This window comes from Pseudomonas sp. PDM20 (assembly GCF_014852575.3).
Taxonomy (GTDB): Bacteria; Pseudomonadota; Gammaproteobacteria; order Pseudomonadales; family Pseudomonadaceae; genus Pseudomonas.
Map to the genome: position 1 here is coordinate 1230452 of NZ_CM181224.1, position 14562 is coordinate 1245013.

The following is a 14562-nucleotide window of genomic DNA, read 5'->3' on the forward strand; positions in this document are numbered from 1 at the left end:
GGGGAGGCGGGCAGGGTAGCCCGCCATCAGTTGTCGGGCAATCCGCGGGCCACCAGGCAGGCCCGCAGGCGCTCGTGCAGGGCGCGCAGTTGTGGCAGTGCCAGGTGCTGGCGGTCGCCCTCGCGGCAGGCGTGGCCGAGCAGGTAGGCGATCTCGCTGCGCCGGCCCTTGGCGACGTCCTGGTACATGGACGAGAAGTTCGCTGCGGTGGCGGCAATCACCCGCTCCACGTCGCCCTGCAGCTCCCGTGCGGCGGCGGAGTAGCCAGCGGCATGGAGCAATTGGCCCAGCTCGTCGCAGAGCCCGGCGACTTCGCCGGGATGGCTGGCCAGCTCGCCGTTGCGGCACTGATGCAGCACGGTGAGCGGGTTGATCGCGCAGTTCAGCGCGAGCTTGCGCCACAGGCGTTCGAGAATGTCGTCGCTCCACTGCGCGGGGATCTGGGCGCGGCGCAGGTCGGCCAGCCATTCCGGCTCGGGGCCGCCCTGTTCGTCGCCCAGCCAGGTCTGTCCCTGACCTGCGAATACCACGCGGAAGTCGGATTCGCGGAAGGCGCCTTCGGTGCTGGATGCATACAGACAGCGGGCGCGGGGTAGATGAGCGCTGACCGCCTGCTGGCTGCCCAGGCCGTTCTGCAGCAGGATCAGCTCGGCGCCCGGGGCCAGGCGCGCGGCCACGCTGGCGGCGGCGGATTCGGCGTCGTAGGCCTTGCAGGCCAGCAACAGGCGCTGGATCGGCGCGCCCTGGGCGGCAGTTTCCGCCGGAATGGGGTAGAGGCTCTCGCGGCCGTCTTCCACCAGGGTGACACCGCCGAGGGCGCGGTAGGCATTGAGGCGCTGGCGGTCACGCAGCAGCAGGCGCACCGGCAAGCCGGCGCGGGACAGGCGGGCGGCCCACAGGCAACCGAGGCTGCCGGCGCCGAGGATGGTCCAGGTCATGGGAGGAACTTCGCGGTTTCGGGGGCTTACCGCGAAGTTTAGCGCAGGCCGGTCAGGCGGCTGGCGTTGATTCGCCCGCTGGCGAAGGCATCGGGCAGCAGCGCGCGGCCTTGCTGCATCAGGTGCTCGACCTCCAGGGGCAGCGCCTTGGCGTCCAGGCCCACCAGGCTGATGCCGGCCTTGAGGGTGATGAAGCCTTCGCTGGTCTTGAACGCCTTGAGGTTCAGGCCTTCGTGCAGGCGGCGGAAGCTGCTCGGCGAGCACTCCTGCAGGTCTTCGAGCAGGGTGATCAGGGCGAAGTGCTGGTCATCGATGCGCGCCAGGACATCCAGCGGCCGCACCAGTTGCTGCAGGCGCCGGGCGACGCCATGGAGCAGCTCGTTCTGGAACGGCTGGCCGTGCTTCTGCCCCAGTTCGGCCAGCTCCGGCAGGCCGATCAGCATGTAGCACACCGCGCCGCCGCGGGATTCCACCTGGCGGATACTGTCGGCCAGCTTCTGCTTCAGGTAGCGCTGGTTGCCCAGGCCGGTGGCGCTGTCCACCAGGTTGCGCTCTTCCAGGCTGGTGATGTTCTGGGTGAGCAGGCGGTTTTCCATCAGCAGGCGCTGCAGGGTGTTGCTCAGGCGGTCGGCGGCCAGTACGCGGGGCACCAGTTGCTCGTTCATCGCCGACTTGCTGACGAAGTCATCGACGCCGCGGTCGAAGGCTTCGGCCAGGGCGTTGTCGCCCTCCTTGCCGGTGAGCAGGATGATGTAGGTGTAGTGATCGCCACTCTCGTCGAGCTGGCGTACCCGCGCGGTCAGCTCCAGGCCGTCCATCTCGGGCATCAGCCAGTCGGCGAGCAGTACGCTCACCGGCTCCTTTTCCAGCAGGTCGAGCGCTTCGCTGGCGCTGCTGGCGAAGCGCACGTTCTGGTAGCCGGCCTGACTCAGCGCGCGGCCGATCATGGCGCTGGAGAACTTGGCGTCGTCGACCACCAGAATGCTGAGATGGTTGGTTGGCATGGAAAGGAATGTCTCGCAAACGAGTGGGAAATGCCGGCTCATAGTGTCAGAGGCCGGGCGCGGTCTTGTGTGTCAGTTATAATGACCGCGCATTTTTATCGTCAAGCCAGGCTCGATGCTGACTGTGAACCGCATCGCGCCGTCCATCTGGAGAGATGTCATGCCTTCGTTCGACGTGGTGTCCGAACTGGACAAACACGAACTGACCAACGCCATGGATAACGCCACCAAGGAACTGGACCGCCGTTTCGACCTGAAGGGCAAGTGCAGCTTCGAGGCCAAGGAAAAGTCCATCACCCTGACCGCCGAGGCGGATTTCATGCTCGAGCAGATGCTCGACATTCTTCGCTCCAGCCTGGTCAAACGCAAGATTGATGCACAGTGCATGGAGATCAAGGATTCCTTCGCCTCCGGCAAGGTGGTCAAGCAGGAAGTCGACTTCCGCGAGGGCATCGACAAGGACCTGGCGAAGAAGATCGTCGCCCTGATCAAGGACAAGAAGCTCAAGGTACAGGCCGCCATCCAGGGCGAGCAGGTACGTGTCACCGGCAAGAAGCGCGACGACCTGCAGGAAGCCATCGCGCTGCTGCGCGGCGAATCCCTCGGCATGCCGCTGCAGTTCAACAACTTCCGCGACTGATGCGCACTCTCGACGAAAAGCTGCGGAACCTCACCGCCCGCCTGACGTCGCAGTAAGAGAGTCGCTCGGCGAACTCCCGACCGCCATGGCTTGCCATGGCGGTTTTGTTTTTGGAATGGCAATAGACAAGGGGCCTGCATCCATGGATATGAATTACGAGCAGATCATGAACAGCGCGGAGGCCTGGACGCCGGTCGTCCTGGCCTACCTGGGCAATGCCACGCTGGCGCTGCTGACCCTGCTGATCGGTTGGTGGGTGATCAACCTGTTTACCCGTCGCGTGGGTGGAGTGCTGTCCACCAAGCATGTGGACAAGACGCTGCAGGGCTTCATCGGCAGCATGGTGAACATCATCCTGAAGATCCTGCTGATGGTCAGTGTGGCGTCGATGATCGGCATCCAGACCACCAGCTTCGTCGCCGCCATCGGTGCCGCCGGCCTGGCCATCGGCCTGGCACTGCAGGGCAGCCTGTCGAACTTCGCCGGTGGGGTGCTGATCCTGCTGTTCCGCCCGTTCAAGATCGGCGACTGGATCGAGGCCCAGGGCGTGTCCGGCACCGTGGACAACATCATGATCTTCCACACCGTGCTGCGCACCGGTGACAACCGCACCGTGATCGTGCCCAACGGCGCGCTGTCCAACGGCATCATCACCAACACCTCGACCCAGACCACCCGCCAGGTGACCTTCGACGTGAAGCTGGCCTTCGACGCCGACCTGGATGGCGCCCGATCCATCCTCAAGGAGCTGGCGGACGATCCGCGCGTGCTCAAGTCGCCGGCGCCGGTGGTGGTGGTCGCGGGCCTGGGCGAGAACTCGGTGACCCTGTCGCTGCGCCTGTGGACTGCCAACTCCGACTACTGGGGCGTCACCTTCATGCTCAATGAGCAGGTCCGCCTGCGTTTGCGCGACGCCGGTATCGACCTGGCGCCGAACAAGGTGGTGCGCGTGGTCAAGGGTGAAGAGGATTCCGTCCTGGCGGACTGATCCTGCCTGCAGGAACGAAAAAGGCCGGCAATTGCCGGCCTTTTTCATGGGCGCTGATCCAATGACCAGAATCAGTGATGCTCGGCGCTGGGGTGTTGCGCTGGCGCCTCCGTGGCTTCCCCGGCCGCGCCGTTGGTGAGGTCGTTCTTGCGGCGCAGCCACAGCCAGCCGATCAGCAGCAGTGTAGGCACGCCGAGCAGGGCGGTGAAGAAGAAGAAGCGCTCGTAGCCCATGCCCTCGACCATCGCCCCGGAATAGCCGCCGATGAAGCGCGGCAGCAACAGCATGGTGGAGCTGAGCATGGCGTACTGGGTCGCGGAGAACTTCAGGTTGGTCAGGCTCGACAGATAGGCGACGAAGGCCGAGGTGGCAAGGCCGCCGCTGAAGTTGTCGAGCATGATGGTCACCACCAGCATGGTGACGTGGGGTTCCAGCACCTTGAGCAGGGCGAAGACGTTCTGCCCCATCAGGTGCGGGTCGTCGATTGCGCCCATCTGCGCCAGCATGGCGAACAGCAGGTTGGTCCCGGCAGAGGCCGCGCCGCCGATAAAGAGGATCGGCAGGATGCTGAAACGGGCGATCAGCACACCGCCGGCTGCAGCACCCACGAGGGTCATGACCACGCCGAACAGCTTGCTGACGGTGGCGATGGTGTCCTTGGAGAAGCCCATGTCGATGTAGAACACGCTGGCCATGGTGCCCATGACGGTGTCGGACATGCGATAGGTGGAGATCAGCCCGAGCAGCAGCAGCGCCTGCCAGCGGTAGCGGCGGACGAACTCGGTAATGGGCGTGAGCACCGGCGCCATCAGCAGGCGGCCGGGAGCGGAAATGCAGCTCAGGGCGATCAGCAGGTACAGGATGGCGAGCCACCACTTGCCGGCTTCGGCCATGTTGATGAAAGCGGTGCCGGTGACCAGCAGGATGATCAGGACGATCACCGAAACGGCCTGGTGGACGAAGTCGAACTGCGGCAGGCCGCGCCCGTGCACGGCCAGCAGCAGCGGGCGGCGCACTTTCGACAGCAGCTCGCGGACCGGGCGGATCTGCCGGCGGCCGTGGGGCGTCATGCAGATGCCGATGAAGATTCCGTACAGCGCGGCTCGCGGCCAGGCCTGGGCGGTCAGTGCGGTAAGCATGGCCGGCACGGAGATCAGCAGCACCAGCAGGGTCAGCACCGAGAGCAGTTGATGATTGAACGCGAAGGCCGAGCTGCCCGCCTGCGGCTGCACGTTCACCGGCGGCTCTTTCATCAACAGCGTGGTGATCAGGCCCGGCAGGATCGCCAGCGAACACACCGCGTAGGTCAGGGCCCAGGCGGCCTGGCTGTAGTGCAGTGCGCTGGAGCCGGCCCACTCGGCGAGGAACAGCACGCCGGCGGTGGCGAACAGCACGGCGACCCGGTAGCCGGTCATGTAGCAGGCGGCCAATGCGGCCTGGCGGGTGTTCTCGGCGATTTCCAGGCGGTAGGCGTCGATGGCGATGTCCTGGGTGGCCGAGGCGAAGGCCACCACCATCGCCAGGGCGATCAGCCAGTTCAGGTGCGACTGCGGGTTGCACAGGGCCATGCCGAGCAGGCCAATGGCGATCAGCCCCTGGGAAAACACCAGCCAGGAGCGGCGGCGGCCCAGGCGGCCGATGAAGGGCAGGCGCCACTGGTCGAGCATGGGCGACCACACCCACTTGAAGGCGTACACCAGCCCGATCCAACTGGCGAATCCGATGGTTTCCCGAGCGACACCCGCTTCACGCAACCACACCGAGAGAGTGGAGAGCACCAGCATGTAGGGCAGGCCGGCGGCGAAACCCAGCAGCAAAAGCGCGAGGCTGGCGGGAGACTTGTAGGCAATCCATGCCTCGCGCCAGGAGTGCTCTTTCATGGGGGGTGTTTTCCAGCAGTACGAAAAATTACGCGAACTCTACTAGGACTGCTCGCCGGTAGGCCAGCCGTGCCGACGTATGTCCACCCGATCGTTATGGATTCTGACACCCTCCGCACGCAATCGTGCGCGCTGCTCGTTACCCGAAACGGTTCCGATGGGCAGGCTGATACGCCCCGCTGCGGCGATCACCCGATGCCAGGGCAGGCGCGTGCCTTCGGGCAGTTGGCTGAGGATTCGTCCTACAAGTCGCGCGGAACGGCCCAGACCGGCGAGGCGGGCGACATCGCCATAGGTGATGACGCAGCCTTCGGGCACCTGGGCGATGACGAGGAAAATCGCTTCGCGCCGTACCTGCAGGCTTTCCAGTCCGAGATCAGTCACCGGTGCGCTGGCGGGGGGCTTGGGCTTGGGCATCGAATGCACCGCAATAGAGGGGCTGACGCTCAGGATATCGGCTGCGGCAGCCCTGACAAGTCGGCTCGTTTGTCAGACCCTTCTGTCAGTCATTGTGAACTCCCTGCAACTGGGTCTGTCAGTCGTTGCTCTAGTGTCGGGTATCTGGATAATGCCCGGCTTTTTGCCCATTCAATCCAGTTGAATCCGACTCATGTTCCCCAGAACCCTGCTTACCGTCGCACTCGCATCCTGTTCCCTGTCCGCCCTTGCCGACACCGTCTGGTTGAAGAATGGTGACCGTCTTACCGGCACCATCAAACTCTATGACGGCGGCAAGCTGCTGCTGGCGACCGACTATGGCGGAGAGATCGCCCTGAAGTGGGACAAGATCAAGACGCTGGAAACCGACCAGAACCTGCTGGTGAAGTACGACGAGGAAACCGGCGAGCACTCCAAGGGCCTGAAGGCGTCGGACCAGGGCAAGGTCACGCTGGTCAACGGCGAGGCGCGCACGGTGGAACTGGCGAAGATCGAGCAGATGATGCCGCCCAAGCCGATCCTCGAAGACTGGGTCTGGACCGGCAACGTCGACTTCTCCCTGGACCACAAGCAGGCGGAAAACGATGTCGAGGATTACGACATCGACTTCAAGACCAACGCCCGCCACGGCCGCTGGCGCCACAATCTGCAGGGCGAGTACAACCGCGAGAAGAAGGACGACCAGGTCAGTACCAACAACTATTCCGCGCAATACGCGCTGGACCGCTTCCTTGACGAGCACTGGTTCTGGCAGGGCCAGGCGCAGTACAAGCGCGACTGGATCGAGGACCTGCAGAAGAAACGCACCGTCGGTACCGGCCCGGGCTACCAGTTCTGGGACAATGAGCTGGGTGCGTTCTCCCTGGCGACCCTGGTCAACCGCAACGACTACGAATTCGTCGACGACGAGAAATCCCACTTCTACAGCACCAGCCTGAAGTGGGACTACAACCGTTACCTGCTGGCCAAGCAGTTCGAGGTGTTCACCAACGGCGAAGTCAGCAAGCCGCTGGAGTCCAACGTGGAGTACGAGCTGGAGAGCGAGGCGGGCATCCGCTACAAGCTGACCTCCTGGGCGTCCCTGAGCCTGAAGGCCGAATGGGACAAGCTCAGCGGCAACGACGGCGACGTCAACGAGCGTCGCTACACCCTGGGCCTGGGCGTCGGCTGGTAACTCTTCGCTTCGACTGGCTCCGCTCTACGAGAACGGCAATAAAAAGCCCCGCACCTGGCGGGGCTTTTTCATGGGCGGGCGGATTACAGGCGCAGGCCGCCGTCCAGTTCCAGCACGCGGCCGGTGTAGTAGTCGTTCTCGAGGATGTAGGCCACCGAGTGGGCGATTTCCAGCGGCTTGCCCAGGCGCTTGAGCGGAATGCCGGAGGTCATCTTCTCCAGGGCCTCGGGCTTCATGCTGGCGACCATGTCGGTCTCGATGAAGCCGGGAGCCACGCCCGCCACGCGAATGCCGTAGCGCGCCAGTTCCTTCGCCCACACCACGGTGTCGGCGGCGACGCCGGCCTTGGCCGCGGAGTAGTTGGCCTGGCCCATGTTGCCGGCGCGGGAAATGGAGGAAATGTTGACGATCGCGCCTTCGTTCTTCAGTTCGATCATCTTCGCCGCCACTTCGCGGGTGCAGAGGAACACGCCGGTCAGGTTGACGTCGATCACCGCCTGCCACTGGGCCAGGCTCATCTTGCTCAGTTCGCCGTCCTTGACCTTGATGGTCAGGCCGTCGCGCAGGATGCCGGCGTTGTTGACCAGGCCGTTGATGGCGCCGAAGTCGCTGGCGACCTGGGCCACCATGTGGGTAACCTGTTCTTCATTGGCGACGTTGCACAGATAGGCGCGGGCGTCACCGCCGGCGGCCTTGCAGGCAGCCACGGCTTCGTCCAGTTTTTCGGCATTGAGGTCAACCAGCGCGACGCGCGCGCCCTTGCCGGAGAGGTACTCGCCCATGGCGCGGCCCAGGCCCTGGCAGCCACCGGTGATGATGATGACCTTGTCTTTCAATTGCATCGGAACAACCCCACGAACAGTTTCTGGTGAAAGGCCCCGCCGGCAGCTGTGCACAGAGTCAGTCCTGCCCGTCCGTTTGCGACGGATTCTTTGCGAGGAGTCATAAGTTGAGCGTGAAAGCTGCCAAGCATGCCCGAGAACTGCTGCTCAAGGAATACCGCGGCGTCCTCTCCACCCACTCGAAGAAGTGGTCCGGATTCCCCTTCGGCTCCGTGGTGCCGTATTGCCTGGACGAGGCCGGCCGTCCGCTGATCCTGATCAGCCGCATCGCCCAGCACACCCATAACCTGCAGATGGACGGCAAATGCTCGCTGCTCATCGGCGAGCGCGGCGTCGACGACATCCAGGCCGCCGGACGCCTGACCCTGCTGGCCGAGGCGCTGCTGGTCGAGGACGTCGACGCCATCGCTGGCGCGGCCGAACGTTACTACCGCTATTTCCCCGGCTCGCAGGACTACCACATCGTCCACGACTTCGATTTCTGGGTGCTGGAGCCGGTGCAGTGGCGCTACATCGGCGGCTTCGGCGATATCCACTGGCTGGGCGCCAACAGCGTGCCGCTGGCCAACCCCTTCGTCGGCGAGGCGGAGAAGAGCATGGTCGAACACATGAACAGCGACCACGCCAATGCCATCGAGCACTACGTCGAACTGGCCGGGTTGCCCGCCGGGCAGGGCCCGCAGCTGGCGGGAATTGATACAGAAGGTTTCCACCTGCGCATCGGCCAGGGCCTGCACTGGCTGCCGTTCCCGGCGCCCTGCGGCAACGCCGGCGCGGTGCGCCAGGCGCTGGTGCAGTTGGCCAAGGCGGACGTCTGGCCGGGCAACGAAGTGATCCAGGCCTGATCTGTCCCTCGGCTTATCCCTTGAAATCGGAGCGGGGCGTCGCCACCTAGCTTTCTACCCGGGCAATGACCCCGCCAAGGATTCATCGATGCGAGTTCCCCTGTTTCTGATTCTTCTGTTCCCGCTGATCGAGCTGGCCGTGATGATCAAGGTCGGCAGCGTGATCGGCGTGGGCTGGACCCTGCTGCTGATCATCGCCGGCGCCTTCATCGGCGCGGCGGTGCTGCGCGTGGCTGGCGTCGCCACTGCGCTGCGCGCCCGCGAGCGCCTGAATCGCGGCGAACTGCCCGAGCAGGAAATGCTCGAAGGCCTGGTCATCGCCCTGGGCGGTGGCCTGCTGATGCTGCCGGGCTTCATCAGCGACGTTGTCGGCCTGCTTTGCCTGATCCCCTTCACCCGCCGCCTGATGCTTGGCCGCGTGCGCCTGCGCATGCAGGAACAGGCCGAGCGCCGCCGCGCCTTCGCCGACGATCCGGCCGCCCAGCATCGCAGCGGCCCAAGCGTGATCGAAGGCGAATACCAGCGCCGCGAGGAAGACCGCGACCGTCTGCGTTGATCCTCGGGCGGTTTCGCCCGCCCGAGGCACCCGCCGCCTGCAAAAATTTTTTCGTCACACACTTGAAATGCCTTGTAGCGACCTTATGTACCGGTCACCGCAAGGTCCCTGTCAGTACGACAGGCTGCTCTTTTCGCGATTCGCCTGCCGGGTCGCAAACCGGCACCGCCGGATTCAATAAAACCTGCCGGGCATCGATCCGGCCGTTGGAAATCACAGTTTGGGAGAGTTACGACTATGAAGCTTCGTCCTCTGCATGACCGCGTCGTCATCCGTCGCAGCGAGGAAGAGACCAAGACCGCAGGCGGCATCGTGCTGCCGGGTTCCGCCGCCGAGAAGCCGAACCGCGGTGAAGTGGTCGCTGTTGGTGCCGGCCGTGTCCTGGACAACGGCGAAGTTCGCGCTCTGGCCGTGAAGGTCGGTGACAAGGTGGTCTTCGGTCCGTACTCCGGCAGCAACGCCATCAAGGTCGACGGCGAAGAACTGCTGGTGATGGGCGAGTCCGAGATCCTCGCCGTCCTGGAAGACTGATTTCAGTCCGTCCACTCCCCACCGAATTCGATTTAGAGGAAACAGAACATGGCTGCCAAAGAAGTTAAGTTCGGCGATTCCGCTCGCAAGAAAATGCTGGTCGGCGTAAACGTCCTGGCCGACGCTGTGAAAGCGACCCTGGGCCCGAAAGGCCGTAACGTCATCCTGGACAAGAGCTTCGGCGCTCCGACCATCACCAAGGACGGCGTTTCCGTCGCCAAGGAAATCGAACTCAAAGACAAGTTCGAGAACATGGGCGCCCAGCTGGTGAAAGACGTTGCCTCCAAGGCCAACGACGCTGCCGGTGACGGCACCACCACCGCTACCGTTCTGGCCCAGGCCATCGTCAACGAAGGCCTGAAGGCCGTCGCTGCCGGCATGAACCCGATGGACCTGAAGCGCGGTATCGACAAGGCCACCGTGGCCATCGTTGCCCAGCTCAAGGAGCAGGCCAAGCCCTGCGCCGACACCAAGGCCATTGCCCAGGTAGGCACCATCTCCGCCAACTCCGACGACTCCATCGGCAACATCATTGCCGAAGCCATGGACAAGGTCGGTAAAGAAGGCGTGATCACCGTTGAAGAAGGCTCGGGCCTGGAAAACGAACTGTCCGTCGTAGAAGGCATGCAGTTCGACCGCGGCTACCTGTCCCCCTACTTCATCAACAAGCCGGACACCATGGTGGCCGAGCTCGACGGCCCGCTGCTGCTGCTGGTCGACAAGAAGATCTCCAACATCCGCGAAATGCTGCCGGTCCTGGAAGCCGTTGCCAAAGCCGGCCGTCCGCTGCTGATCGTGGCTGAAGACGTCGAAGGCGAAGCCCTGGCTACCCTGGTCGTCAACAACATGCGTGGCATCGTCAAGGTCGCAGCCGTCAAGGCTCCGGGCTTCGGCGACCGCCGCAAGGCCATGCTGCAGGACATCGCCATCCTGACCGGCGGTACCGTCATCTCCGAAGAAGTCGGTCTGAGCCTGGAAGGCGCCACCCTGGAGCACCTGGGTAACGCCAAGCGCGTTGTCCTGAGCAAGGAAAACACCACCATCATCGATGGCGCTGGCGCTCAAGCCGACATCGAAGCTCGCGTCCTGCAGATCCGCAAGCAGGTCGAAGAGACTTCCTCGGACTACGACCGTGAGAAGCTGCAAGAGCGTCTGGCCAAGCTGGCCGGCGGTGTTGCCGTGATCAAGGTTGGCGCTGCCACCGAAGTCGAGATGAAAGAGAAGAAAGCCCGCGTTGAAGACGCCCTGCACGCTACCCGCGCTGCTGTGGAAGAAGGTGTGGTTCCTGGCGGCGGCGTCGCTCTGGTTCGTGCTCTGCAAGCCATCGAAGGCCTGAAGGGCGACAACGAAGACCAGAACGTCGGTATCGCTCTGCTGCGTCGCGCCGTTGAAGCTCCGCTGCGCCAGATCGTTGCCAACTCCGGCGACGAGCCGAGCGTGGTAGTCGACAAGGTCAAGCAGGGTTCGGGCAACTTCGGCTACAACGCTGCTACCGGCGTGTACGGCGACATGATCGAGATGGGTATCCTCGATCCGGCCAAGGTCACCCGTTCGGCTCTGCAAGCTGCTGCTTCCATCGGCGGCCTGATGGTCACCACCGAGGCCATGGTTGCCGAAGTGGCTGACGACAAGGCTGCTCCGGCCATGCCGGACATGGGCGGCATGGGCGGCATGGGCGGCATGATGTAAGCCACCCGGCACCTGCTGTAAGAAAAAGCCCCGCCTAGGCGGGGCTTTTTCATGGGCGTCGGATATGCCAGACTGCGCCGCAGGAGATGGCATTCCTCCTTCAACCGCCCTTGTGGCTGATGATGCCTACGCATAGACCTGGAAAGGCGCGTAGGCGCTCGCCTGCGGCCTGTCCAAAACACCTTCCCCAGGACAGGACCATGTGGAAACCCATTCTCGCCGTCTCTCTCGGAGCCGCTCTCGGTGCACTGCTGCGCTGGGTGCTCGGGCTCAAGCTCAATAGCCTCCTGCCGTCCATGCCGCCGGGCACGGTGGTCGCCAACCTGGTCGGCGGCTACATCATCGGCGCGGCCATCGCCTTCTTCGCCAACTCCCCTGGCCTCGCGCCAGAATGGCGGTTACTGATCATCACCGGCTTCTGCGGTGGCCTCACCACCTTCTCGACCTTCTCCGCCGAAGTCGTCGTGCTGCTGCAGCAAGGCCGCCTGGCCTGGGCGATGGGCACGGTCGCCACGCACCTTGCCGGCTCCCTGCTGATGACCCTGGCCGGACTCTGGTCGGTGCACGCGCTGATGGGCCGCTAGGCCGTCCAGCCATGAGAGAGGCCGCGAGGCCTTCGGGAGGAAGACATGAACGGCTACCAGTTGAAGTTCTTCACCCAGCAGGACCGCAAGCATGCCGGCCTGCCGCTGGCCCAATGGCTGCTGGAGGAAGCGCGCCGGCAAGGCGTACGCGGCGCCACCCTGATGACGGCGAGCGAAGGATTCGGCAAGACCGGGCGCATTCACTACGCGCATTTCTTCGAACTGGCCGACCAGCCACAGGAAGTCACCATGGCGGTGAGCGAGGAAGAGTCCGAGCGCATCTTCGAGGTAATCCGCAAGGCGAGTGTGAAGCTGTTCTACGTGAAGACGCCGATCGAGTTTGGCGTGACGGGCGAGGGCGACTGAGTCCGCGCTGAACGGCCCATTCGACCTGCCGCACGGGAAATCGGCAGGCTGAATGTGAAAATTCCGTCAAAGGCGCTTAAGTTCTATTTAAGCTGGTTAGGCTAACGTGCATTGCGTTCGAGGAGAGCATATGCGCATTTTGTTGGTTGAAGACAATCGGGACATCCTGGCCAATATGGCCGACTACCTGGGCCTGAAAGGCTACACGGTGGATTGCGCCCAGGACGGCCTGTCCGGATTGCACCTAGCGGCGACGTCCCATTACGACCTGATCGTGCTGGACGTGATGCTGCCGGGGCTGGATGGTTTCACCCTGTGCCGCCGCCTGCGCGAAGACGCGCGCCGCGACACCCCGGTGATTATGCTTACCGCCCGCGATCAGCTGGACGACCGCCTGCAGGGCTTCCGTTCCGGCGCTGACGATTACCTCCTCAAGCCTTTCGCGCTCTCCGAGTTGGCCGCCCGCATCGAAGCGGTGCTGCGCCGCAGCCAGGGCGGCGGGCGGCGCGAGCTGCAGGTCGCCGACCTGAGCTACAACCTCGACACCCTCGAAGTGAACCGTGCCGGCAAGCCGCTCAAGCTCAACCCCATCGGCCTCAAATTGCTGGCGGTGCTGATGCAGAAGAGCCCGCACGTGGTGCGCCGCGACGTGCTCGAGGAAGCCGTCTGGGGGGATGACTGCCCTGATAGCGACAGCCTGCGCAGCCACGTTCACCAACTGCGCCAGGTGATCGACAAGCCCTTCGCATTCTCCCTGCTGCACACGGTGCACGGCGTCGGCTACAAGCTGGCGGAGGAAGCGCATGGAGTATAAGCAGAGCCTTTCCCGACGGATTGTCTTTGCCTTCGTACTCATGACCGCCGCCGTTGGCGGCCTGTTTTCGGTGGGAATCGTCGGCGTCGTTCATATTGTCGAAGAGCGCCTGATCTCCCGCGACCTGGGCGGTGAACTGGACCGCATCATCAATGAAGACCTGGAGAACGGCCAGGCTCCGAAACTCGATCCGGGCATGCGCTTCTTCATCAGTGATGGCGCGGGCGTCTATGCCATGCCGCCGGCGCTGCGCCGGTTGGACGAAGGCTTCCACGAAGTCTTCGACGGCGAGTTGTCCTTCCACGCGCTGGCGCGCGACGTCGATGGTCGCCGCTTCGTCCTGCTGCAGGACCAGAGCGACTTCGAGGCGCGCGAGCAGATCCTCTACGCCGCCGTTGTCACCGGTTATGTGCTCAGCCTGGCCCTGTCCGGAGTGCTGGGCTGGCTGCTGGCGCGCAAGGTCATGGAGCCTGTATCGCGCTTGGCGCGCCAGGTCCGCCACCGTGACCAGTTGCTGGAACTGGCGCCGCCCATGTCGCCTGACTACGCCAACGACGAGGTGGGCGAGCTGGCGGCGGCCTTCGATTACGCCATGGGGCGGCTGCATGATGTGCTGACCCGGGAGAAGCTCTTTACCAGCGACGTCAGCCATGAATTGCGCACACCGCTGATGGTGATCGCCACCAGTTGCGAGCTGCTGGCTGAAGAGCCGGGGCTCACCCCGCGGTCGCGTGCTCAGTTGGCGCGCATGAACAGCGCCTGCGAAGAGATGCGCGATCTGGTGCAGACCTTCCTGATGCTGGCGCGGGCTCAGCGCAAGGACATGGCTATCGTGTCCCAGGCCGGATTGCGGACGATCGGCGACGAGTTGGTTGCGCAGTGGCGCGGCCCTATCGAAGCGAAGGGCCTGACCCTGGAATACAACGTCAGCCAGGAGATGCCCGGGCAATTCAACGCGCCTTTCCTGCGCTCGGTAATGAGCAATTTATTGCGCAATGCCATGCATTACACCGAAAGCGGCAGCATCCGCTTACAACTTGGACCGAACGGATTCTGGGTCGAAGACACCGGCGCCGGCATCCCGGAAGAACAGCGCGAGCGCGTCTTCCAGCCCTTCGTGCGCGGCCAGAACCCGCGTGGTGAGGGGCTCGGGCTGGGGTTGTCGCTGGTCAAGCGGATCTGCGCCTCCGAAGGCTGGGACGTCACGCTGCGTCCGGCCGAGCCCCATGGCTGTCGCTTCGAAGTTCGCCTAGCCGTCGTTTGACAAAAACTT

At 64.0% G+C, this 14562-nt stretch carries 16 protein-coding genes and 1 riboswitch; of the genes, 11 read left to right on the forward strand and 5 right to left on the reverse strand.

The genetic code is table 11. The features are described 5' to 3' along the window. Positions 1–26: 26 nt before the first annotated feature. Together IB261_RS05905 and IB261_RS05910 are read right to left on the reverse strand one after the other, a co-directional pair. Positions 27–938, reverse strand: coding sequence for a putative 2-dehydropantoate 2-reductase (locus tag IB261_RS05905; RefSeq protein ID WP_192381644.1), 912 nt, complete (start codon positions 936–938; stop codon positions 27–29). 38 nt (positions 939–976) lie between these two features. Continuing rightward, on the reverse strand, positions 977–1942 hold the full coding sequence (locus IB261_RS05910) for a response regulator (protein WP_081517505.1): 966 nt from the start codon (positions 1940–1942) through the stop codon (positions 977–979). Positions 1943–2102: 160 nt separating this feature from the next. On the opposite strand from IB261_RS05910, the gene IB261_RS05915 reads away from it, so the two are divergent. Continuing rightward, positions 2103–2582 carry a YajQ family cyclic di-GMP-binding protein gene (locus IB261_RS05915; RefSeq protein WP_192381645.1) on the forward strand — a complete coding sequence of 160 codons (480 nt, stop codon included), beginning with the start codon at positions 2103–2105 and terminating at the stop codon, positions 2580–2582. A gap of 142 nt (positions 2583–2724) precedes the next feature. Beyond that, entirely contained in the window at positions 2725–3570 is an 846-nt protein-coding gene (locus tag IB261_RS05920; RefSeq protein WP_081517506.1) for a mechanosensitive ion channel family protein, read from the forward strand. Between the two features lie 71 nt (positions 3571–3641). Here IB261_RS05920 and IB261_RS05925 read toward each other — a convergent pair whose 3' ends face one another. Together IB261_RS05925 and IB261_RS05930 are read right to left on the reverse strand one after the other, a co-directional pair. Next, on the reverse strand, positions 3642–5450 hold the full coding sequence (locus IB261_RS05925; RefSeq protein ID WP_151189496.1) for an AmpG family muropeptide MFS transporter: 1809 nt from the start codon (positions 5448–5450) through the stop codon (positions 3642–3644). A gap of 42 nt (positions 5451–5492) precedes the next feature. Then, the gene (locus IB261_RS05930) at positions 5493–5867 is read right to left on the reverse strand and encodes an MGMT family protein (protein ID WP_151189497.1); all 375 of its coding nucleotides are present in this window, start codon (positions 5865–5867) and stop codon (positions 5493–5495) included. A gap of 193 nt (positions 5868–6060) precedes the next feature. Between IB261_RS05930 and IB261_RS05935 the strand changes: the two genes are divergently transcribed. After that, entirely contained in the window at positions 6061–7062 is a 1002-nt protein-coding gene (locus tag IB261_RS05935; RefSeq protein WP_081517509.1) for a DUF481 domain-containing protein, read from the forward strand. An 83-nt stretch (positions 7063–7145) separates the two neighbouring features. On the opposite strand, the gene IB261_RS05940 is transcribed toward IB261_RS05935, so the two are convergent. Continuing rightward, a complete protein-coding gene (locus tag IB261_RS05940) occupies positions 7146–7904 on the reverse strand; it encodes an SDR family oxidoreductase (RefSeq protein ID WP_024764082.1) in 759 nt (252 codons plus the stop codon). A 107-nt stretch (positions 7905–8011) separates the two neighbouring features. On the opposite strand from IB261_RS05940, the gene IB261_RS05945 reads away from it, so the two are divergent. From IB261_RS05945 to IB261_RS05980, 8 genes are all read left to right on the forward strand, one after another. Next, entirely contained in the window at positions 8012–8749 is a 738-nt protein-coding gene (locus IB261_RS05945) for a HugZ family pyridoxamine 5'-phosphate oxidase (protein ID WP_081517510.1), read from the forward strand. Between the two features lie 88 nt (positions 8750–8837). Further along, positions 8838–9305 (forward strand): FxsA family protein, encoded by a 468-nt coding sequence (locus IB261_RS05950; protein ID WP_081517511.1) that lies wholly within the window; start codon positions 8838–8840, stop codon positions 9303–9305. A 237-nt stretch (positions 9306–9542) separates the two neighbouring features. Further along, positions 9543–9836, forward strand: a complete 294-nt coding sequence (locus tag IB261_RS05955; protein ID WP_009617968.1) for a co-chaperone GroES — start codon at positions 9543–9545, stop codon at positions 9834–9836. Positions 9837–9884: 48 nt separating this feature from the next. Continuing rightward, entirely contained in the window at positions 9885–11525 is a 1641-nt protein-coding gene (gene groL / locus IB261_RS05960) for a chaperonin GroEL (RefSeq protein ID WP_045209649.1), read from the forward strand. A gap of 73 nt (positions 11526–11598) precedes the next feature. Then, positions 11599–11661, forward strand: a riboswitch (Fluoride riboswitch). Positions 11662–11725: 64 nt separating this feature from the next. After that, positions 11726–12109, forward strand: a complete 384-nt coding sequence (crcB, locus tag IB261_RS05965) for a fluoride efflux transporter CrcB (RefSeq protein ID WP_151189499.1) — start codon at positions 11726–11728, stop codon at positions 12107–12109. A gap of 45 nt (positions 12110–12154) precedes the next feature. Then, positions 12155–12475, forward strand: coding sequence for a DUF190 domain-containing protein (locus tag IB261_RS05970; RefSeq protein WP_151189500.1), 321 nt, complete (start codon positions 12155–12157; stop codon positions 12473–12475). Between the two features lie 130 nt (positions 12476–12605). Beyond that, complete coding sequence (locus IB261_RS05975) at positions 12606–13289, forward strand: response regulator transcription factor (RefSeq protein ID WP_192381646.1); 684 nt, start codon at positions 12606–12608, stop codon at positions 13287–13289. Continuing rightward, positions 13279–14553, forward strand: a complete 1275-nt coding sequence (locus IB261_RS05980; protein WP_081517515.1) for a sensor histidine kinase — start codon at positions 13279–13281, stop codon at positions 14551–14553. The genes IB261_RS05975 and IB261_RS05980 overlap by 11 nt, the downstream gene beginning before the upstream one ends. The last annotated feature ends 9 nt before the right edge of the window (positions 14554–14562 follow it).

Coding starts and splice junctions, on each gene's coding strand:
- IB261_RS05905 (WP_192381644.1), bottom strand. CDS start 938: ATGACCTGGACCATCCTCGGCGCCGGCAGCCTCGGTTGCCTGTGGGCC.
- IB261_RS05910 (WP_081517505.1), bottom strand. CDS start 1,942: ATGCCAACCAACCATCTCAGCATTCTGGTGGTCGACGACGCCAAGTTC.
- IB261_RS05915 (WP_192381645.1), top strand. CDS start 2,103: ATGCCTTCGTTCGACGTGGTGTCCGAACTGGACAAACACGAACTGACC.
- IB261_RS05920 (WP_081517506.1), top strand. CDS start 2,725: ATGGATATGAATTACGAGCAGATCATGAACAGCGCGGAGGCCTGGACG.
- IB261_RS05925 (WP_151189496.1), bottom strand. CDS start 5,450: ATGAAAGAGCACTCCTGGCGCGAGGCATGGATTGCCTACAAGTCTCCC.
- IB261_RS05930 (WP_151189497.1), bottom strand. CDS start 5,867: ATGCCCAAGCCCAAGCCCCCCGCCAGCGCACCGGTGACTGATCTCGGA.
- IB261_RS05935 (WP_081517509.1), top strand. CDS start 6,061: ATGTTCCCCAGAACCCTGCTTACCGTCGCACTCGCATCCTGTTCCCTG.
- IB261_RS05940 (WP_024764082.1), bottom strand. CDS start 7,904: ATGCAATTGAAAGACAAGGTCATCATCATCACCGGTGGCTGCCAGGGC.
- IB261_RS05950 (WP_081517511.1), top strand. CDS start 8,838: ATGCGAGTTCCCCTGTTTCTGATTCTTCTGTTCCCGCTGATCGAGCTG.
- IB261_RS05955 (WP_009617968.1), top strand. CDS start 9,543: ATGAAGCTTCGTCCTCTGCATGACCGCGTCGTCATCCGTCGCAGCGAG.
- groL (WP_045209649.1), top strand. CDS start 9,885: ATGGCTGCCAAAGAAGTTAAGTTCGGCGATTCCGCTCGCAAGAAAATG.
- crcB (WP_151189499.1), top strand. CDS start 11,726: ATGTGGAAACCCATTCTCGCCGTCTCTCTCGGAGCCGCTCTCGGTGCA.
- IB261_RS05970 (WP_151189500.1), top strand. CDS start 12,155: ATGAACGGCTACCAGTTGAAGTTCTTCACCCAGCAGGACCGCAAGCAT.
- IB261_RS05975 (WP_192381646.1), top strand. CDS start 12,606: ATGCGCATTTTGTTGGTTGAAGACAATCGGGACATCCTGGCCAATATG.
- IB261_RS05980 (WP_081517515.1), top strand. CDS start 13,279: ATGGAGTATAAGCAGAGCCTTTCCCGACGGATTGTCTTTGCCTTCGTA.